Genomic DNA, 17,853 nt, shown 5'->3' with positions numbered 1-17,853 from the left:
GGGCGGGAACGGCGGCGCCCGTGGTGCGGGAGGTGCCGGTGGAGCGCGCGTCGGTGTCGGCGGGCTCGGCGGTGTCCGCGCGGGTCGGCGCGGCGGCGTCGGCGTTCTCTGCCCGTCGGCCGCCCGGAACGGCGCCGGGTGCATCGACGGGACGGGAGGTACTGGCGGGGCGCGCCGGGGCGGCCGCGTCGGCGCGGGTGGGACCCACGGGACGTGCGGCGGTGGCGGCGTCCGTGGTCCGGGGGGTACCCGTGGGGCGCGCGTCGGTGTCGGCGGGTGCGGCGTCGGCATCGATGCGGGACGGCGGCGCGGCCGCGTCGGCACGAGTGGGGCCCACAGCGCGGGCGGTGTCCGTGGCGGGGAGGGAGCCCTCGGCGGTGCGGGCCGGGTCCTCGTCGTCGGCGGACTGGGGGAGCCAGGGGGCCGAGGTGGGCTTGGCGGCCGGGCGGCCCGTGGCGGCGGCGTAGCGGGCGGCGTAGTCGGACACGTCGTAGCCCGGCTCTTCGCGAGCAGGCTCCTCCAGGTCCCACGGGGCGGCGTGCGGCCGCCCCTTGCGGCGGGGCCGGACCGGCTCCTCGGCCTCGGCGGGCAGCGCGGTGGCGCGGCGCTCCTGGAGTTCGCGCGCGACCCGGATCCCCTGGGTGCGGCCGCGCAGGCGGCGGGCGGCCGGGGACTCGTCGTCGTCGACGGCCCCGGCGACCTCCTCGCGGCTGAGCGCGGAGGTGTCGCCCACCGAGTAGGCGCTCTTGGAGCTGAGGTTCACCGGGGTGTGCCCCGAGGAGGCGCGCAGGCGGGAGAACCACTCGTCGCTGTCGCGCTCCTCCTCGCCCACGGTGTCGTAGACGGGTTCGGCGAACCCCTCCTCGAAGTCGTTCCCGCCCGTGTCGGCCGGGGCCGCCTCCGGGGCGCGGCTCAGGGCGAACCCGAAGTAGTTGAGCACCCGGATGCCCACCCCCGGGCCTTCGGGGGTTTCTTCCGGCTCGTCGCCGCCGGTGTCGGCCGGGCGCTCCACCGCGGTCACCGTGGCGACCGAGGAGCGGGCGGGTTCGGGTTCCGGTTCCGGGCGCACCGGTTCCGGGGCGCGGACCGGCCCCGCCTCGCGGACGCGGCGCAGCGGCGGCGCCTGCGCGGGTTCGGGCCGCAGCTCCTCGACCTCGACGGCCTCCACCGTTTCGACCGGTTCGGCCACCACGGCCTCGCGTTCGGCCCGGCGGCGCGGCAGCGGCAGCGGGCCCGCCTCCGGGTCGCGGTGCCACACGCGCACCGCGACGCGCACCTGGGCGGGCTCGTACTCCGGGGCCAGGCGGGTGTACACCCGCGCCTCGGCGAGGTAGCGGGCCTGTGACAGCAGCAGTTCGGTGAGGCGCTTGCCCTCGATCACCGGCCTGGTGACCAGCACCGTGATCAGGCCGGGCGGCACCACCCACAGCACCAGGTGCCACCCGTTGCCGAACACGAACGGGGCGTTGAAGATCCCGAGCAGGATCACCCAGACCAGGAACACGCCCACGGCGACACCGAAGGTGCCCACCGGGAGCGGCATGGGCAGCCGGAAATCGTAGAGCTTGTAGAGCCGCTTCTCGATACGCCAGATGTTGGTGTACGTGGGCAGATCCACGTTCCCGGCCTCCCTCGCCTATTCCGTAGAAACGCCCATCGCCCCCGCGAGCGCCGTCGCGATGACCTCGATGATGCCGGGAACGTAGAAGACGACCCCGATGAAGATCGCCAGGATGATGAACTGAGCGAACCGCGTGATCTCCCTGGTGAACAGGAAGAAGATCGCGACGATGGACACGATGACCAGGAAGAGCGGACCGAAGAAGCCGCGCAGGAAGTCCGCGAGGCCGCCGGTGTCGGGGGCCTGCGCGTCGGCCAGGACGAGGGGGTCGGCCCCGCCGAGCACGGTCACGGTTTCGGCCGCGGAGGACAACAGGGGGAGCATGTCAGGCGCCGCCTCCCGGTGTCGTTGCTGCTGTGCTCATGGTCCTTCTCGTCTCCTTGCCTACGTGCCCCGTCACTCGCCGAACGAGTGGGGGGCTCCCTGGATGTCACGCACGTGCCACTCACTGCCGGAGTTCACGACGGTGACCAGATAGCCCTGCCTCAAGGTGCCCGTCTCCTCTCCCTCGGGGGCGGGAACGGTCCAGTGCACGGTGACGGCCACCTCTCGTACGTCATCATCCCTGTTCGAACTCTGGGATGGCACCGTGATATCGGACAGTTTGGAGAATTCCAGGGTGTTCGCCGGAAGTGGGGCGATCGTGGCACCGGGTTCGACGTAGCGGTCGAGGTGGCCCGGCTCCTGCGCGTAGGCGCCGAAGAACCCGGCCAGTACCTCTTCGAGCTGTTCGGCGGCGGCCGCGTCGGTGTCGAAGGCGGCCTGCTCGGGCAGGGAGGCGCGGGCGGGGGCGGCCAGCAGGGCCGGGCGGCCGGAGATCACGAGGGAGTCGCCGTCGGAGTAGACGGGGACCTCCAGGCTCATGGGTTCGCCGTTGACGTCGGCGCGGACGACGACGAGGGCGTTGTGGTCGTCCTTGACGTCGATGGCGGTGACGGCGAGGTTAGCGCCGGTGAGCGAGTCCGTGGGGACGTCGAGCCCGGGGGCCTCGCCCTCGGGGACGAACGCGGCCAGGGCGGTGCGGCGGGCCTCGGCGTCGTCGGTGGTGAGGTAGGCGTCGGCGAAGCGGAGGGCGAAGGCCGCGGCGGCGGTCTCGGGGAAGGCCGGGGCCTGGGTCCGCTCGGGCTCGGGGGCGGGGTCGGGCAGGGCGAGGCCGCCGCGCAGGGGGAACCAGATGCCGTTGAAGATGACGACGATGAGGAACGCCCACAGGACGGCGCGTCCCACGCCGACCCACCAGCGGCCGCCGGCGCCGGAGCGGGGGCGCCGACGGGGGGTCGGGGCCTCGTACTCCGTGTCGTCGTGCCGTTCGCGCACGGCGGCACCGCGCCGTGGTGCGTTCGCCATCCCCGACCTCCTGCACACAGTTCCGTGCCGCCCGTGCGGACGGCGTATCCGCCATGCCCTTGTCTACCCCATCCCTATAGTGAGGCATTGTGCGGGTTGGGCGCGGGCATGGGCGCTCCGCGTTTCCCCGTCAACCGCGCATTGCGCGCAACAGTCGAAGTTCCCAAAGGGGGAACAATACGGCAATAAGCAGGCGAAACCATCTGATGACCGCCCCCATCCCGCGCTTTATGGTCGGCCCGAAAATGGATTAGTCACCTGTTGGGGAGCAACATGTGTCCCCGGGGACAGAGAACGGCCGCCGGATTGTGACCGGGGTCTCCCCTGGGGCCGGGCCGACGGGGGTGTCTATGATGACCCGGTGATCCCCCGTGAGCCCCTCCCCCGCGCCCTGTTCGCCCTGTTCATCCTGGTGACGGTGGCGCACCTGGCCGTTCAGGCCATCGGCGCCGAAGCCTGGTCGCGCCCCACCCAGGCACTGCTCATGCCGCTGCTGGCGGCGTTCGTCTGGGCCGCGGCCCCGCGCCCGCGCGGGCGGCCGGTCCGGCTGACGGCGGTGGCGCTGTTCTTCTCCTGGCTGGGCGACACCGCGCCAGCGTTCGCCTCCGACGACACGGCGTTCCTGGTGATGGTGGGCTTCTTCCTCGTCGCGCAGGTGGTGTACATCGTCGCGTTCGCGCCGTGGTGGGCGCGCAGCCCGCTGGCCTCCAACCGGACGCTGCTGGTGCCCTACGGCGTGGTGGTGGCCGGACTGGTCGCGCTGTGCGCGCCCGGGGCCGGGCCGCTGCTGGTGCCGGTGCTGGTGTACGGGCTGCTGCTGGGGGCGATGGCGGTGCTGTCGGTGGGGGTGCACCGGTGGGCGGCGGTCGGCGGGGCGCTGTTCCTGCTGTCGGACGGGCTGATCGCGCTGCGGGCGTTCAGCCCGGGGTTCGACCTGCCGCTGAGCGGGGTCTGGGTGATGCTGACGTACACGGCGGCGCAGGCCCTCATCGTGCTCGGTGTCCTGGCCCGCGACCGCGAACCCGCCGAGGAGGTCCCGGCCTGAACGGGCGGCCGGCCCCGCCCGCCGACCGAGTCCGGCCGCCCGGAAGGGCGGCGGCGGGACGGGCCGCGGGGCGCCTCGGCGTGCGTACGGGTCCGTGAGCACGAGCGGCCTCCGAGCCGCCGCCAGGGCCCCGGAAAGCGGGACCTGCGATGTCGGAGGGGCGGGCTAAAGTCGGCCGCATGGATGAGGAAGGCGTGCTGGCGCGGATTCGGGACGACGAGGCGCTGCGGTACGCGCTGGACCTGGTCGGGGACTTCGACGTGAGTCGGCTGGACCCGGTCGAGGAGCTGCGGCTGCCCGACGGGTCCCGGCCCACGCCGGTGGCCGGGTGCGCGGCGGGCGGCACCTACTACCTGTGCGGGCCGATCGGAACGCGGCGGCCGGTGCTGTACGCGAGTTCGGAGGGGCAGGCGACCCTGCTGGCCGCCGACCTGGCGGAGGCGCTCGCGGTCATCACCGCGCTGGCGTCCTGGCAGGACGCGCTCGGCGGCCACCCCCTGGACGAGCTGGAGGAGGAGGCCCGGGCGGACCACCCCGGCCTCGACCGGGAGCGGGAGCGTATCCGCGCGGCTCTGGGCCTGCCCGCGCTCGCCCCGGAGGAGGCGCGGGAGCGGCTGCTGGCGGCGGCCCGGCGCACGGTGCCCGGCTTCCTGCCGGTGCCGGTGGAGCACGACGGGTACTACGACCCGATGCCCGTCGGCGGTTAGCCGGGCCCCCGGGTGCGGGGTGCCGGTGGGGACAGGTGCCGGTGGGACCGGGTGTCGGTGGGGGGCGGGATGATGCGGGGTATGTTCGACGACCTTCACGACATCGACTGGGCGGCGCTGGAGCACGCCTACGGTCCGGCACACGAGGTTCCGGCGTGGCTGTCCGCACTGCGTTCGGCGGACCCGGCGGAACGGGACGCGGCCATGAACGGGCTCTACGACGCGGTCCACCACCAGGGCAGCGTGTACTCGTCGACGGCAGCCGGCCTGCCGTTCCTGTTCGCGCTGGCCGAGGACCCCCGGGCCCCTGGCCGGGCGGAGGTGGTCCGGTTCCTGGTGAGCGTCGGGCGGGCGGTCATCGACCAGGCGGAGTGGGGGGCCGGGGACCACTTCGGGATCGGGCCCCTCATGCGCGGGCGCGCCGAGGCGTTCGCCGGTTTCGCGGCCGAGGCCGATCCACGGATGCGGGTGGCCGCGATCCCCGGCCTGGCGCTGTTCCTCGACGATGCCGAGCGGGCGGCGGCGCTGCTGCGTGAACGGCTGGCCGTGGCCCGCGGGGTCGTTGAGGCCCTCGTGGTCGTGAAGGCGGCGGGGACCCTGGCCCTGCGCCTGCCGGAGGCGGCGGAGGGGGTCACCGGCTGGCTCACCGACCTGGGGTCGGACCCGGTACTGCCGCCGGAGGTCCGGCTCGGCGCGGTGGCGGAGCGGGCCCGCTGCGGGCCCGGGTACCCGGACGACGACATCGTTCCGGCGGCCGTCGGCCTGCTGCGGGAGATCGCGCGGGGCACGGACGGAACCTGGTGGCGGCCGCCGCACCGGGCGGATCCGGACCGGAGCGGCCTGCCGCCGCAGATCGCCGCGGCCTTCGAGGACCTGGATCGGGCCTCTCGGGTCCACACATCCACCACCGAATCGCTGCGCACCCTGCACAGGGCACTGGCCGGGCGGGTCCCGCAGCGGACGGAGCTGCTCGCCGGGCAGCTGGGTTCCCCCGACCCCGGGATGCGGCTGGACGCGGTGCGCATGGCCGAGGACCTCGTGAAATCCTGGCGCGGCGACCACACGGCGCTGGTCGGGCACCTGGCGGCACGCCTGGACGACGACCTTGAGATCTCGGCCGCCGCCGCGTCCGCGCTGGCCGTCTGCGGAAGGATCGCCGAACCCGCCCGGGAGGCGCTGGCGGCCCGCGCCGCCGCGTCGCGGGCGCGATACGGGCCGGACGTGTGGTCCTCACCGCGCCCGCAGGAGCGCCGGGCCCACCAGGAGGCGGTGCTGGCGCTGGCCCGCCTGGGAGACCCGAGGGCGGTGCCCGACCTGACCGCCGCGCTGGCGGGCGGGGGGGACACCTGGCGTGCCGTCGAGGTCGCCGGATTCCTACCGCGGGAGGCCGACCGGCTCGTTCCGCCCCTGTGCGACCTGCTGCGCGCCGCCGAACCCGGCGGCGACCCGTTCAACACGAGCACGGACGCCCTGATCCGGGCCCTGGCCCGGCTGGGCGACCCCGCCGCGGTGCCGGTGCTCACCGACGCCTTGGCCGCGGCCGTGCGCGGTGACGGGCCGTGGACCGTGGAGGCGGCGCTGAACGCCCTGGCGGGCTTCGGCCCCGCCGCGGCGCCCGCCCTGGAGACCATCCGTCCGCTGGCGGTGACCGGCGGCCGGTCGCGAGCCGCGGCCGTCGCCGCGCTGTGGGCGATCGGCCGCGACCCGCGGGAGGTACTGCCGCAGGTGCTCGCCCTGCTCGGGGAGGGGGGCTTCCCCGCCATGCGGGCGGCGGAGGTGCTCGTCGGGATCGGCCCGGCCGGGGCTGCCGCCGCCCCGCGACTGCGGGAGATGTCGGGCGACTCCTACGAGTGGGTCCGGGTCCATGCCGCGACCGCGCTGTGGGCCGTCGGAGGTGCCGGGGCACCGGTCGTCCTGGACGTGCTGCTCCAGGCCTGGGAGCAGAACCCGATGACGGCCGCCACCGCGGTGGAGTGCCTGGAGCGTATGGGCCCGGCGGCCGCCCCCGCCGTGCCGAGACTGCGCGCGCACGCGGCCGCGGCCGAGCGGATGGCGCGGTTCGGCGGGGTCGATGAGGACGAGGAACTGCGGCGGGCCTGCCTCGCCCTCGCGGACCGCCTGTCCTGAAGGGGGTGGCCGTGCCGGCCGCCGTCACCGGTCGGGCGGCGGAGACGGCGGCCGCGGGCGGTCTTGGGCGGGGTCAGGCGGTGACGGGCAGCAGGGTGCCGCCGGTGACGCGGACGAGTTCGGCCGCGGTGGTGGGGAAGACGGTGTGCGGGGTGCCGCCCGCCGCCCAGATCCGCGGGTAGTCGGTGAGGGCCTCGTCGACCACGGTGGGCAGCGGAGCGGGGTGGCCGACCGGGGCCACCCCGCCGATGGCCTGCCCGGTGGCCTCGCGCACCTGGTCGGGGGTGGCGCGGCGGAGTTTCCCGCGGCCCCAGCGGGCGGCCAGGGCGGCGGTGTCCACCCGGTGGCGGCCGCTGGTCAGGACCAGGACCGGAACGTCGTCGGAGATGAAGACCAGGCTGTTGGCGATCGCCCCGACCTCGCAGCCCAGGGCGGCGGCCGCCGCCGCGGCGGTGCGCGCCGACTCGGTGAGTTCGCGCACCCGGCCCGGGACGCCCGCCGCGGCGAGGGCGCGGGCCACCTCCCGGCTGCGGGCGGGCAGGGACTCGACTGTGTGCGGTTCCATGGCTCTCCTCGACATCGTTCTGTTTATGGAACGATAGGAGATCATGCGGCGGAGGATCAAGCCGGATACCGATACGTGGGGAGAGCGCATGGAACTCGCCGTCCGGGTGGGGCTGCGGCTCCGGCAGCTGCGCGAGCACCGGGGCCTGTCGCTGTCGGAGCTGGCGCGCCGCTCCGGGGTCGGCAAGGGCACCCTGTCCGAGCTGGAGGCCGGTCGGCGCAACCCCACCCTGGAGACCCTGTACGCGCTCACCACCGCGCTCGGCGAGCCCCTCGGTTCCGTGCTGGGGCCGACCGCCGAACGCTCGGAGGTCTCCGGGCGCGCCGTGGACGCCGTCCTCATCGACCGCTTCCAGGACGGCGCCGCCACCACGGAGACCTACCGCCTGCGCATCCGCGCCGGGGTCGTCCAGGAGTCGCCGCCGCACGTCCCCGGCACGACGGAGCGCCTCATCGTCCTGAGCGGCACGGCGCGCGCGGGCACCGCCTCCGCGCCGCTGGAGCTGGGCCCCGGCGAGCACGGCGCCTGGACCTCCGACGTCGCGCACGTCTACAGCGCGCCGCACGGGGACGTCGAGGCCGTCCTGGTCGTCCGCTACCCGGTGCCCGGCTCCTGACCGTCCCGGGTCCAGGCGCGCAGCTTCTCCGGGTTCCGGACGACCCGGATCCGGGTGACCCGGCCGTCGGCGACCTCGAACGAGGCCACGGTCACGACCGTGCCGTCGCGTCGGGCCACCAGGCCCGGCGCGCCGTTGACCGTCCGCTCCAGGAGTTCCAGGCCCGGGGCGTGGTCGGCGATGGCGGCCATGTACGCGGCGATGTTCCGCGCCCCCTCGATCGGGCGCGGCGCGGCGCCGACCAGGCCCCCGCCGTCGGAGGTCATCACGGCGGCCGGGTCCAGGAGGCCGACCAGGGCCGCGATGTCCTTGGCCTGCCAGGCCCGCCTGACGTCCCGGATCGCCTCGGCCCGGCCCGCCGCCGCCCCGGGCGGGCGCTCGGCCCGTACCCGGCGGCGGGCGGCGGAGGCCAGCTGTCTGCAGGCCGCCGGGGTGCGGCCCAGGACGTCGGCGATCTCGGCGAAGGGGTACCGGAAGACGTCGTGCAGGACGAACGCCACCCGCTCGGCCGGGGTCATCGACTCCAGGACGACGAGAAACGCCATGTCCACCGACTCGTCCAGGACCATCTGGTCGGCGGGGTCCGCGCTCTGGCCGCGGCCCCACTCGTCGCGGTCGGGCAGGGGCTCGGGCAGCCAGGAGCCGACGTAGCGTTCACGCCGGGCCCGTGCCGAGCCGAGCACGTCCAGGCAGATGCGGGCGGTCACGGTCGTCAGCCAGGCGCCGGGGGACACGATCTCCGCGCGCTTGCCCGGCGGCAGCGCGTACCAGCGGGTGTAGGCGTCCTGGACGGCGTCCTCGGCCTCGGCCAGCGAGCCGAGCAGCCGGTAGGCGACGTTGATCAGTGGGCGGCGTTCACCGGCGGCCGCGTCGGTGTCCTCCCCGGCCGTCCCGGTCCCACCGGTGGTCCCCATGTCCGCCCGCCCTCCGCCTGACCTTTCGGGGGCCCGCGTCGTCGGACCGGTGAAACCCTATCCATCCACCGCTTTCGAGCGGAAAGGGGACACTCGACATGACCACTGTCCGGGAGACGGGGCCCGCCACGGCGACGAACGGGCGCGGCCTGCCGTTCCTGCGGGTCGCGCTCGCCGCGCAGACCCTGACCATCCTCCTCCAGGCCGTCTCCGCCGGGTTGCTGCTGGTCACGCCCTACGGGGCGCTCCTGCACGACGTCGGCTCCCGCGTGGTGTACGGGGCGGCGATGCTGTACGTGGTCGCGGCGGTGCTGGTGTGGAGGCCGGGGGGCGGCTCGCCCCGGCACATCGGGTACTCCGCCGGTTTCCTCGTCCTGGCCTCGGTCCAGGTCGCGGCCGGTATCTGGCACGTCCCGGCGGTCCACGTCCCGCTGGGCGTGCTGATGTTCGGGCTGAGCCTGCTGGCGCTGGCCCACAGCCGGGGCCCGGGCCGGGGCACCCCCACGGCGGGCTGACCCCGGCCGCGGGGACGCGGGGCACGGAAAAGGGGCCGAATCCTCGGATCCGGCCCCTCCCCCGCACGGCCTCAGGCCTTCTTCACCACGCTCGACTTGAGCTGCATGCGGCCCATGCCCGGCACGGTGGCGTCGATGTCGTGGTCGCCGACGCCGTCCTCGATGAGGCGGATGCCCTTGACCTTCGTGCCCGCCTTGATCGTGCCGCCGCCGGACCCCTTGACCTTGAGGTCCTTGACGACGGTGACGGCGTCGCCGTCGGCGAGCACGTTGCCGACGGAGTCGCGGACCGGCGTGTCCGCGGCGGACTCACCGGCACCGGCCCCGGCGGACCACTCGTGCCCGCACATCGGGCAGACGAGCAGCACGCCCTGCTCGTAGGTGAACACACCGGAGCACTCCGGGCAGGGCGGCGGCGCGTCAGACATTGAAGCGGAACTCCACGACGTCGCCGTCGGCCATCACGTATTCCTTGCCCTCCATGCGGACCTTGCCCGCGGCGCGGGCGGACTGCATGTCCCCGGCGGCGACCAGGTCGTCGAAGGAGACCACCTCGGCCTTGATGAAGCCGCGCTGGAAGTCGGTGTGGATGACCCCCGCCGCCTCCGGGGCGGTGGCGCCCTTCTTGATGGTCCAGGCGCGGGCCTCCTTGGGCCCGGCGGTGAGGTAGGTCTGCAGGCCCAGGGTGTCGAACCCCACGCGGGCCAGCTGGGCCAGGCCGGACTCGGTCTGCCCCATGGACTCCAGCAGCTCCTGGGCCTCGTCGTCGTCCAGCTCGGCCAGCTCCGCCTCGATCTTGGCGTCCAGGAAGATCGCCTCGGCCGGGGCGACCAGCTCCTGGAGCTTGGCGCGCAGGGCCTCGTCGGCCAGCTCGCCGCTGTCGAGGTTGAACACGTAGATGAACGGCTTGACCGTGAGCAGGCTGAGCTCGCGCAGCCGGGCCAGGTCGAGGTCCTTGTCCCCGGCCGCGTACAGCGAGGTGCCGCCGTCGAGGATCTCCTGGGCGGCGCGGGCCGCGGCCAGCAGCTCCTGGGAGTCCTTGTCCTTGGCGTTGCGCTTGGCGTCCTTCTCCAGGCGCGGCAGGGCCTTCTCCAGGGTCTGGAGGTCGGCCAGGATCAGCTCGGTGTTGATGGTCTCGATGTCGCGCGAGGGCTCGACGTCGCCGTCCACGTGGGTGACGTCGGGGTCGTCGAAGACCCGGATCACCTGGCAGATGGCGTCGCTCTCGCGGATGTTGGCGAGGAACTTGTTGCCCAGGCCCTCGCCGGTGGAGGCGCCGCGGACGATGCCCGCGATGTCCACGAAGTCGACGGTCGCCGGGAGGATCTTGGCGGAGCCGAAGATCTCGGCGAGCCTGCCGAGTCGTGCATCGGGCACGCCGACGACTCCGACGTTGGGCTCGATGGTCGCGAACGGGTAGTTCGCGGCCAGAGCGTCGTTCTTGGTCAGCGCGTTGAAGAGGGTGGACTTGCCGACGTTGGGCAGTCCGACGATCCCGATAGACAGACTCACAAGGTGAGAGTCTATGCGGCCCGGCGGCCCGGCCGATCCGTCTCCGGGTGAGGGGAATCGATCGCCCGAACACGCTGCGCATTCATCACTACGCAGAGTAGGTTCGATTCCTGGGGGAGAACGGGGAGAACATGGTCACCGACCAACTGCGCGAGATCGTCCGCCGCTATCCGATGGTGCGTTTCGCGGCCCGCCGACTGCGCGTCCGGCTGCCGCGGAGCATGGGCGGCCTGGACGCGGGCCGGATGCCGCCGTGGACCCGCACCTTCACCCTGGCCCTGCCCGAACGCGGGCCGGAGGGTCCGGGCGGGCGGGGAGGCCCGGGTGAGCCGGGCGGGCAGGACGGGGCGGGCTGGTCACGCGGGCAGGCCGGGGCGGGTGGACAGGACGGCCCGCGGGAGCTGACGCTGCACCTGCCCGGCTACCTCACGGTGCCGCGCAGGCTGGCCGCCCACGGGCTGGCCGGGCACGGGCCCGACGCCCTGGCCTGCTTTCTGGCGATGCTGGACCTGCCCCGTCCGGGCGCGGTGCTCGACGTGGGCGCGGGGGTCGGGGTGTACGCGATGCTGGCGGCGGCCCGGTCGCGGCGGCCGGTGTTCGCGTTCGAGCCGACCCCGGAGATCGCCCTGGCGGCCCGGTCGGCGGCGGAGGCGACGGGCCGGGGGTTCACGGTGGTGGAGACGGCGCTGAGCAACCACAACGGCAGCGCCTACCTGCGGCGGGCCAGGCACAACGACATGTGCAACACGATCGAGCGGCCGCGGCGCCAGGACCTGTCGGGGACGACGGTGCGGGCGGCCACCCTGGCCCGGTGGTGCGAGTCGGCGCGCCGGCCCCCAGCCGTGGTGAAGATCGACACGGCGGGCACCGAGCCGGACGTGGTCGCCGGAGGGCTGGAGGTGCTGCGCCGGTACCGGCCGTGGCTGCTGGTGAAGGTGCGCCCGGGGCGGGGCCTGGAGGAGCGGCTGATGGCCCTGCTGGAACCGCTGGAGTACACGTGGTACCCGGTCAACGGGCGGCCGCCGTACCAGCCGAGCCGGGAGATCGCGGCGCGCTCGTCCCCGGCGTGGGAGCGGATGTGGCTGTTCACCCCCGAGCCCGCCGGGGAGGACTTCTGGGCGGCGGCGCGGGTCTGGCGGCGGGCGCTGGCCGCCTGTTCCTGAGGGGGCGGATCCGGAGGGCGGGCCGGGTCGCGGAGGGACGCGGCGGGCCGCGGGAACGCGGGGGCGGGGCGCCGGGGCTGTGGGGGGCGGGGCGCGGCGTGCTCCACCCCCGGGCCGGTCGGCGGATCAGATCCAGGAGTCCAGCTCGACCAGCAGCCCGGCCAGGTTGTCGCGGTGGATGCAGTGCGCGGCCCCCGCGACCCTGCGCACCTCGAAGCCGCGTTCGGCGAGGTCGGCGGCGGCCCGGTCGTCGACCGTGATGGCGTCCTCGGCCCGCAGCACCAGGGACGGGACGTGCGCCTTGTCCGGCAGCAGGTCGCTCCCGGCGACCTCGGTCGCGACGAAGGCGTAGAACTCCGGGTCGCAGGCGGCGAACCCGGCCAGCTCCTGCTCCACGTCGAGGTCGCTCCAGCGCGGGTTCATGACCCGGACGTGGGCGGCGTCGGCGGTCTCGAACACCCGGCGCATGCGCTCCCCCGCGTCGGCGGGCATCGGCGGCAGCCGGAACGCCGGGTCCAGGTAGACGGCGCGGCCGGGTGTCAGCCGCTCGACCGCCAGGGCCAGGGAGACGCCGCCCATGGAGTGGCCGACGGCCAGGTCGGCTCCCGGGGGCAGGGAGTCCACCAGGTCGTCGCCCAGCGCCTGAACGCTGTAGTCGCCGCGGCCGCTGGCCCCGTGGCCGCGCAGGTCCACGGCCACGACGCGGTAGCCGCGCTCGACGAGGGCGGCGGACAGGGCGTGCCAGGTGCCGTGGTGGGCCCCGGCCCCGTGGACGAGGAGGGCCGTTCTTTCTCCGGTGCCGGTGGTGTAGGTCTCCAGGTTCAATGGGACTCCTTGCGAAGGGGCGAGAGGCCGCTCCGGACCGGCGCGGGAGGGGACCGGTCGGCCGGGGCGGTCATCTCAGCTTCTCGGACAATCCGGGGTCCGAGAAGGAAATGACCGGAAGCGGACGTGCGAACGCAGCTTTCCTTCCCCGGTCACGGCCCTGGCCGCCCCCGCGGCCGGGGCGCCGGGCCGAACCTGCGGGCGACGGCGCCCGGCCGCCGCGGGGAGGGCGGCCGGGGTGAGCACACGGCCGGAGCCGGGCGGCGCCGGGCCGGACCGGCGGGCACCGGTGCCCGGGCGAGCCCGTGGCCGAAGCCAGACGGAAACGGCTGGCGCCGGCGCCCGGATGCCGCGGGGAGGGCGGCCGGCGTGAGCACACGGCCGGAGCCGGTCGGGTACGGGCGGCGCCGGTGCCCGGCCGCCGCGGGAGCTGCGGCCGGGCGGGACCGCAGGCGGAGTCGGTGGATATCAGCGCCCGAACACCGCAGGGGCGGCGGCCGGACGGGACCGCGGCCGGAGCCGTGACCGGATCCGGGCGGGGCGGCCGGTGTCAGGCGGTCCCGAGGGCCGCGACGAGCGCCGCCAGGTCCTCGGTGCGGGAGGCGTCCTCCCCCGGGGCGTAGGCGCGGTCCACGGTGAGCGCGCTCACCGACACGGCGCCCTCGGCGAGCAGCGCGACGGAGTCGGCGTCCTCCCGGGTCTCGGCGACGCAGCCGGGCGCCTCCGGTTCGCACAGGCGCATGACCGGGGCGAAGGACCCCTCGCCGTCACCGTCGCCGGCCTCGTAGTCGACGGCCAGCACCGACCCGGTGCCCGCCCGGGTCCAGCGGACGTCGGTGCCGGGCGAGCCGTCGGGCGAGGCCGGGTGGTTGACGTTGACCACGTAGCCGGGGTCGAACAGGTCGGCCCCGTGCATCCGGGCGATGAGGTCCGCGCCGAAGGCGGCGGTGGCGGCCAGGGTCTCGGGGGTGACCACCAGCTCCTCGTCGACGCTCGCGCTCAGGGCGACGGCCGGGATGCCGGAGGCGACGGCGGTGGAGGCGACCCCGACCGTGCCCGAGTGCGGGATCTGCGAGGCGACGTTGGGCCCGGAGTTGACCCCGGAGACCACCAGGTCGGGCGGGCCGTCCCAGCCGACGACCTCGGGCAGGCCGTGGGCGAGGGCGAAGGAGAGGGCGTCCACCGGGGTGGCGCTGGACGAGTCGGGGCGGCAGGGGCCCTCCGCCACGCACACCCCGTGGACGGCGCCCTCGGACGGGGCGTCGGAACAGGCGTCGGCGTACTCCCGCGGCGGGTCGGGCGGGGTGCCCAGGCCGAACGCGCCCTCGTGGGACAGGGCGGCGCTCATGCTGGACTGCTGCCCCCAGGGGGCGAAGACGACGACGTCGGCCCCGGCCTCGCACAGGGCCGCGCGCAGGGCGTACAGGCCCAGGCCGTCGGTGCCGTCGGCCTCCTCCCCGCGCATGGAGTCGTCGTTGCCGATGAGCACCCGCAGGCCCTCCAGGGAGGCGGGCGGGAAGTCGGCGGCGGCGGGCTCGGGCTCGGCGGCGGGCGGGTCCTCGGCGGAGCAGGCCGTGGCGGCCAGCGGCAGCAGGGCGAGGGCGGCCAGGGCCCGGCGCAGCGGTCTCGATGGCATGGGGGTCCTCCGGAGTGGGGGTGGGGGTGAGGGGGCGCGCGGCGCCCGTGAGGGGGCGGGCGCCGCGCCGGGGGCGGCGGGCGGGTCAGAGCCAGCCGTCGAGGGAGGCCAGGAAACCGGGCAGGTCGTCGCGGTGGATGCAGTGCCCGGCCCCGGCGACGGTGCGGACCTCGAAGCCCCGTTCGGCCAGCAGGCGGGCGCCCTCGGCGTCCACGGTGAAGCTGGGGTCGGCCAGCTGCACCAGGGAGGGCACCACGGCCTCGGCGGGCATCGGGTCGTGCCCGGCGGCGTCCGCGATGACGTCGAAGAACGCCGGGTCGAAGGCGGCGAACCCGACGAGTTCGGCGGCGATGTCGGCCTCGCTCCAGCGCGGGTTCATGGCGCGCACGCTCTCGGCGGTGGCCTCGGCGACCATCCGCCGCATGGCCGCGGAGACCTCGGGGTTCACCTGGGCGAACCCGAAGGCGGGGTCGGAGTACACCGCGCGGGCGGGCCGGAGCCGCTCCACCGCCAGGGACAGCGCCAGGCCGCCCATGGAGTGGCCGATGGCGAGGTCGGCGCCGGCGGGCAGGGAGTCGGCCAGGTCGTCGCCCAGTGCCTGGACGCTGTAGCCGCCGCGGGGGCTGCGCCCGTGGCCGCGCATGTCCACGCCGATCACCCGGTAGCCGAGGCCGGTCAGGTGCGCCTCGACGGCGTGCCAGGTGCCGTGGTCGGACATGCCGCCGTGGATCAGCAGGGCGGTGCGGTCGCCGCTGCCGGGCCCGGTGTCGTAGGTGGCGAGTTGCATGGGGTTCCCTTCGGGTGCGGTCGGCGTCAGCGGACGCCGCGGACGAAGACGATGGCCAGGGCCCCGAGCAGGCCGACGGCGGAGCCGACCAGGAACAGGGAGCCGTAGCCGCCGAGGTTGAGGATGATCATCGAGGCGATGAACGGGGCGATGATCTGCGGCCCGGCGGCGGCGATGTTCAGCACGCCCATGTCCCGGGCGGCGTCGGCCTCGCTGGGCAGGACCAGGGTGGCCAGGGCGGTGTCGACGGCCATGAAGCAGCCGAAGGCGCTGCCGTTGACGACGGCGAAGATCAGCATCCCGGTCCAGGTCGGCATGAAGAACGGGATGAGCATCGCCCCGGCCGACACCACGCCGCAGACCAGGGCGAAGAGGCGGCGCCGGTCGAGGCGGTCGGAGAGCGGGCCGCCGATGGCGGTGGTGACGATGGTGGCCACGGCGCTGATGAGGCTGATGATCGTGACCCCGGCGGCGGGGGCCAGGCCCGCGGGCAGCTCGATGAAGTAGTCGAGGATGTAGAGCTGGAAGCCCAGGACCAGGAAGTAGCCGAGGAAGAGCAGGGCCCGGCCGGCGAACACCAGCGTGAAGTTCAGGTGGGACAGGGCGGACAGGAAGCGGCCCAGGGCGGCCAGGGGGCCGACCCGCTCGCCGGTGGCGACGGGGGGCAGCTCGTCGCCGCGGGGGTCGTGGGTCGTGGTGGTGAGCACGACGGCGACGGCCACGACCAGGCCGCCCAGGGCGATGTAGCCGAACGGCAGGGCGTCGGTGAACAGGGCGGCGACCCCGGTGCCCAGGACCCCGGCGACCGCGACGGCGATGCCCATGGCGGCGGCCGCGGTGCCGCGGCGTTCGTGGGGGACGCGGTCGGGGATGACGGCGGTGACGGCGGCCTGGTGGAGGTTCATGGCGCCCTGGGCCAGGCACCAGCCCAGGATGATCATCAGCAGGGAGTCGGCGAAGCCGAGCACGAGGACCAGCCCGAACCCGGCGATCGCGCCGCCGAGGATCCACGGGTTGCGGCGTCCCCAGCGGGAGCGCGTGCGGTCGGACAGGGCGCCGCCGATGGGGTTGAAGACGGTGCCGAAGACGGCTGCGATGCCGGCGACCAGGCCGAGGTTGGAGACGGCGGCCTCCTCGTCGCCGGGGGTCAGGCCCTGGACCTGGAGGGGCAGCAGGACGGCGCCGATGCCCAGGTAGAAGGCGTAGACGGCGAGGTTGCCGACGCCGAGCATCGGGATCAGGCGCCGCAGGCTCCGGCGGCCGGTCACCGGGGGCCGCGGGTCCGCGAGGGGGGAAGCGGATTCGGACATGTCGCATCATCCTTGGGCGAGGTGAGGAGAAACACCTGTTCAGGCGCGGTTATTCGTTTAAGCTAGTTACACGTTTAACTGTTGTCAACGGTCCGGCAATCAGAACTTCACAACTCCCCGACAAGACAGGGCACACTAGCCGCATGACCTCGATCCGCCCCCGACCCGCGACCATCACCGACATCGCCCGCCAGGCCGGTGTGTCCACCGCGACCGTGTCGTACGTGCTCAACGACGCCCCGGCGGGCGCCCGCATCCCCGAGGAGACCCGGGCACGGGTCCGCGCGGCCGCCGACGACCTGGGCTACGTGCCGCACGCCAGCGCGCGGTCGCTGCGCACGGGCAGCCGCGACCTGGTCCTGTACGTGCACTTCGACGTGGCGCACGGCCCCCTGGCGTCGGAGTTCCTGTACGACCTCGCCCGCGCCCTGCGCGACCTGGGCTACACGCTCATGCAGTACGGCGCCGAGAAGAACCGGGGCGTGAAGGCGGCCCGCGCCTGGGCGGCGCTGCGCCCGGCCGCCGTGGTGGCGGGCGACGACCGGCTCACCGCCGCGGGCGTCGAGCTGCTCACCAAGGCGGGCATCCGGGTGATCGGCCTGGGCTCGGACCCGGCCCGCGCCAAGGGCACGGGCCTGTCCACCCTGGTCATGGACCACCACGCCGTCGGCCTGGCCGCCGGCCGCCACCTGACCGGACGCGGCTACCGCGACCTCGCCGTCGTGCTGCCCACCGACCCGCCCCTGCGGGTCATGGGCGAGGGCCGCCTCGCGGGCGTCCGCGAGGCGGCCGCCGAGGCGGGCGCCGCCGTGCGCGTCCACGACATGGACTACTCCCCCGCCGCCGCGGCCGACCTCGTCGCCGCCTGGCGCGCCGAGGGCCTGCCCCGGGGCGTCTTCGGCTACAACGACGAGTTCTCGGGCCTGCTCCTGGGCGCCCTCCTGGACGCGGGCGTGCGGGTCCCCGACGAGGTCGGCCTCATGGGCGCCGACGACCTGATGCTCTGCCGCATGCTCCGCCCCGCCCTCAGCAGCGTCCGCATGGAGGCCGAGAGCCCCCAGGAGACCGCCCGCCGCATCACCGAGGCCATCACCGAGGGGACCGAGGTCCACCTGTCACCGTGGACCCCGGTCCCCGTCCCCCGCAGCACCTGATCGGCTCCG

Annotated in this window: 18 protein-coding genes; 7 read left to right on the top strand and 11 right to left on the bottom strand. The window is 74.9% G+C overall.

The window, feature by feature from the left end:
- The 3 genes from ACJOT3_RS20720 to ACJOT3_RS20710 form a co-directional block, all read right to left on the bottom strand.
- The coding region (locus ACJOT3_RS20720) for a TcpE family conjugal transfer membrane protein (RefSeq protein ID WP_406974647.1) at positions 1-1,618 on the bottom strand (1,618 nt) is incomplete at its 3' end.
- 18 nt (positions 1,619-1,636) lie between these two features.
- Positions 1,637-1,945, bottom strand: a complete 309-nt coding sequence (locus tag ACJOT3_RS20715; RefSeq protein WP_406974645.1) for a hypothetical protein — start codon at positions 1,943-1,945, stop codon at positions 1,637-1,639.
- 72 nt (positions 1,946-2,017) lie between these two features.
- The gene (locus ACJOT3_RS20710) at positions 2,018-2,968 is read right to left on the bottom strand and encodes a conjugal transfer protein (protein WP_406974643.1); all 951 of its coding nucleotides are present in this window, start codon (positions 2,966-2,968) and stop codon (positions 2,018-2,020) included.
- 361 nt (positions 2,969-3,329) lie between these two features.
- Here ACJOT3_RS20710 and ACJOT3_RS20705 point away from each other — a divergent pair, with 361 nt between their 5' ends.
- The 3 genes from ACJOT3_RS20705 (at position 3,330) to ACJOT3_RS20695 (ending at position 6,847) form a co-directional block, all read left to right on the top strand.
- Positions 3,330-4,013 carry a lysoplasmalogenase gene (locus ACJOT3_RS20705; RefSeq protein WP_406974642.1) on the top strand — a complete coding sequence of 228 codons (684 nt, stop codon included), beginning with the start codon at positions 3,330-3,332 and terminating at the stop codon, positions 4,011-4,013.
- A 179-nt stretch (positions 4,014-4,192) separates the two neighbouring features.
- Positions 4,193-4,720, top strand: coding sequence for a hypothetical protein (locus ACJOT3_RS20700; protein WP_406974640.1), 528 nt, complete (start codon positions 4,193-4,195; stop codon positions 4,718-4,720).
- Between the two features lie 81 nt (positions 4,721-4,801).
- A complete protein-coding gene (locus ACJOT3_RS20695) occupies positions 4,802-6,847 on the top strand; it encodes a hypothetical protein (protein WP_406974639.1) in 2,046 nt (681 codons plus the stop codon).
- A 73-nt stretch (positions 6,848-6,920) separates the two neighbouring features.
- Here ACJOT3_RS20695 and ACJOT3_RS20690 read toward each other — a convergent pair whose 3' ends face one another.
- A complete protein-coding gene (locus ACJOT3_RS20690) occupies positions 6,921-7,412 on the bottom strand; it encodes a YbaK/EbsC family protein (protein WP_406974638.1) in 492 nt (163 codons plus the stop codon).
- An 88-nt stretch (positions 7,413-7,500) separates the two neighbouring features.
- On the opposite strand from ACJOT3_RS20690, the gene ACJOT3_RS20685 reads away from it, so the two are divergent.
- Positions 7,501-8,028 (top strand): helix-turn-helix domain-containing protein, encoded by a 528-nt coding sequence (locus ACJOT3_RS20685; protein ID WP_406974637.1) that lies wholly within the window; start codon positions 7,501-7,503, stop codon positions 8,026-8,028.
- Here the strand turns inward: ACJOT3_RS20685 and sigJ are convergent.
- Positions 8,007-8,942 carry an RNA polymerase sigma factor SigJ gene (gene sigJ / locus ACJOT3_RS20680; RefSeq protein WP_406974635.1) on the bottom strand — a complete coding sequence of 312 codons (936 nt, stop codon included), beginning with the start codon at positions 8,940-8,942 and terminating at the stop codon, positions 8,007-8,009. The two genes, ACJOT3_RS20685 and sigJ, sit on opposite strands and share 22 nt — an antisense overlap.
- Positions 8,943-9,040: 98 nt before the next feature.
- On the opposite strand from sigJ, the gene ACJOT3_RS20675 reads away from it, so the two are divergent.
- The gene (locus tag ACJOT3_RS20675; RefSeq protein WP_406974634.1) at positions 9,041-9,457 is read left to right on the top strand and encodes a hypothetical protein; all 417 of its coding nucleotides are present in this window, start codon (positions 9,041-9,043) and stop codon (positions 9,455-9,457) included.
- A 71-nt stretch (positions 9,458-9,528) separates the two neighbouring features.
- Here ACJOT3_RS20675 and ACJOT3_RS20670 read toward each other — a convergent pair whose 3' ends face one another.
- Both ACJOT3_RS20670 and ychF read right to left on the bottom strand, forming a co-directional pair.
- On the bottom strand, positions 9,529-9,885 hold the full coding sequence (locus tag ACJOT3_RS20670; protein WP_406974633.1) for a zinc ribbon domain-containing protein YjdM: 357 nt from the start codon (positions 9,883-9,885) through the stop codon (positions 9,529-9,531).
- A complete protein-coding gene (gene ychF, locus ACJOT3_RS20665; protein WP_406974631.1) occupies positions 9,878-10,969 on the bottom strand; it encodes a redox-regulated ATPase YchF in 1,092 nt (363 codons plus the stop codon). Before ychF ends, ACJOT3_RS20670 begins: the two co-directional genes overlap by 8 nt.
- 131 nt (positions 10,970-11,100) lie before the next feature.
- Between ychF and ACJOT3_RS20660 the strand changes: the two genes are divergently transcribed.
- On the top strand, positions 11,101-12,132 hold the full coding sequence (locus tag ACJOT3_RS20660; protein ID WP_406974629.1) for an FkbM family methyltransferase: 1,032 nt from the start codon (positions 11,101-11,103) through the stop codon (positions 12,130-12,132).
- Positions 12,133-12,258: 126 nt separating this feature from the next.
- On the opposite strand, the gene ACJOT3_RS20655 is transcribed toward ACJOT3_RS20660, so the two are convergent.
- From ACJOT3_RS20655 to ACJOT3_RS20640, 4 genes are all read right to left on the bottom strand, one after another.
- On the bottom strand, positions 12,259-12,957 hold the full coding sequence (locus ACJOT3_RS20655; protein ID WP_406974628.1) for an alpha/beta fold hydrolase: 699 nt from the start codon (positions 12,955-12,957) through the stop codon (positions 12,259-12,261).
- Between the two features lie 550 nt (positions 12,958-13,507).
- Positions 13,508-14,593, bottom strand: a complete 1,086-nt coding sequence (gene surE, locus ACJOT3_RS20650) for a 5'/3'-nucleotidase SurE (protein ID WP_406974626.1) — start codon at positions 14,591-14,593, stop codon at positions 13,508-13,510.
- Between the two features lie 85 nt (positions 14,594-14,678).
- A complete protein-coding gene (locus ACJOT3_RS20645) occupies positions 14,679-15,380 on the bottom strand; it encodes an alpha/beta fold hydrolase (RefSeq protein WP_406974624.1) in 702 nt (233 codons plus the stop codon).
- Positions 15,381-15,406: 26 nt separating this feature from the next.
- Entirely contained in the window at positions 15,407-16,690 is a 1,284-nt protein-coding gene (locus ACJOT3_RS20640; protein ID WP_406974623.1) for an MFS transporter, read from the bottom strand.
- 143 nt (positions 16,691-16,833) lie between these two features.
- Between ACJOT3_RS20640 and ACJOT3_RS20635 the strand changes: the two genes are divergently transcribed.
- Complete coding sequence (locus tag ACJOT3_RS20635) at positions 16,834-17,844, top strand: LacI family DNA-binding transcriptional regulator (protein ID WP_406974621.1); 1,011 nt, start codon at positions 16,834-16,836, stop codon at positions 17,842-17,844.
- The last annotated feature ends 9 nt before the right edge of the window (positions 17,845-17,853 follow it).

This window comes from Nocardiopsis protaetiae, from assembly GCF_045446735.1.
GTDB classification, from domain to species: Bacteria; Actinomycetota; Actinomycetes; order Streptosporangiales; family Streptosporangiaceae; genus Nocardiopsis; species Nocardiopsis protaetiae.
The sequence above is the reverse complement of the archived record's forward strand: the minus strand, read 5'-3'. Positions and strand labels throughout refer to the sequence as shown.

Coding starts and splice junctions, on each gene's coding strand:
- ACJOT3_RS20675 (WP_406974634.1), top strand. CDS start 9,041: ATGACCACTGTCCGGGAGACGGGGCCCGCCACGGCGACGAACGGGCGC.
- ACJOT3_RS20670 (WP_406974633.1), bottom strand. CDS start 9,885: ATGTCTGACGCGCCGCCGCCCTGCCCGGAGTGCTCCGGTGTGTTCACC.
- ACJOT3_RS20710 (WP_406974643.1), bottom strand. CDS start 2,968: ATGGCGAACGCACCACGGCGCGGTGCCGCCGTGCGCGAACGGCACGAC.
- ACJOT3_RS20690 (WP_406974638.1), bottom strand. CDS start 7,412: ATGGAACCGCACACAGTCGAGTCCCTGCCCGCCCGCAGCCGGGAGGTG.
- ACJOT3_RS20715 (WP_406974645.1), bottom strand. CDS start 1,945: ATGCTCCCCCTGTTGTCCTCCGCGGCCGAAACCGTGACCGTGCTCGGC.
- ACJOT3_RS20660 (WP_406974629.1), top strand. CDS start 11,101: ATGGTCACCGACCAACTGCGCGAGATCGTCCGCCGCTATCCGATGGTG.
- ACJOT3_RS20685 (WP_406974637.1), top strand. CDS start 7,501: ATGGAACTCGCCGTCCGGGTGGGGCTGCGGCTCCGGCAGCTGCGCGAG.
- ACJOT3_RS20695 (WP_406974639.1), top strand. CDS start 4,802: ATGTTCGACGACCTTCACGACATCGACTGGGCGGCGCTGGAGCACGCC.
- sigJ (WP_406974635.1), bottom strand. CDS start 8,942: ATGGGGACCACCGGTGGGACCGGGACGGCCGGGGAGGACACCGACGCG.
- ACJOT3_RS20640 (WP_406974623.1), bottom strand. CDS start 16,690: ATGTCCGAATCCGCTTCCCCCCTCGCGGACCCGCGGCCCCCGGTGACC.
- surE (WP_406974626.1), bottom strand. CDS start 14,593: ATGCCATCGAGACCGCTGCGCCGGGCCCTGGCCGCCCTCGCCCTGCTG.
- ACJOT3_RS20645 (WP_406974624.1), bottom strand. CDS start 15,380: ATGCAACTCGCCACCTACGACACCGGGCCCGGCAGCGGCGACCGCACC.
- ACJOT3_RS20635 (WP_406974621.1), top strand. CDS start 16,834: ATGACCTCGATCCGCCCCCGACCCGCGACCATCACCGACATCGCCCGC.
- ACJOT3_RS20700 (WP_406974640.1), top strand. CDS start 4,193: ATGGATGAGGAAGGCGTGCTGGCGCGGATTCGGGACGACGAGGCGCTG.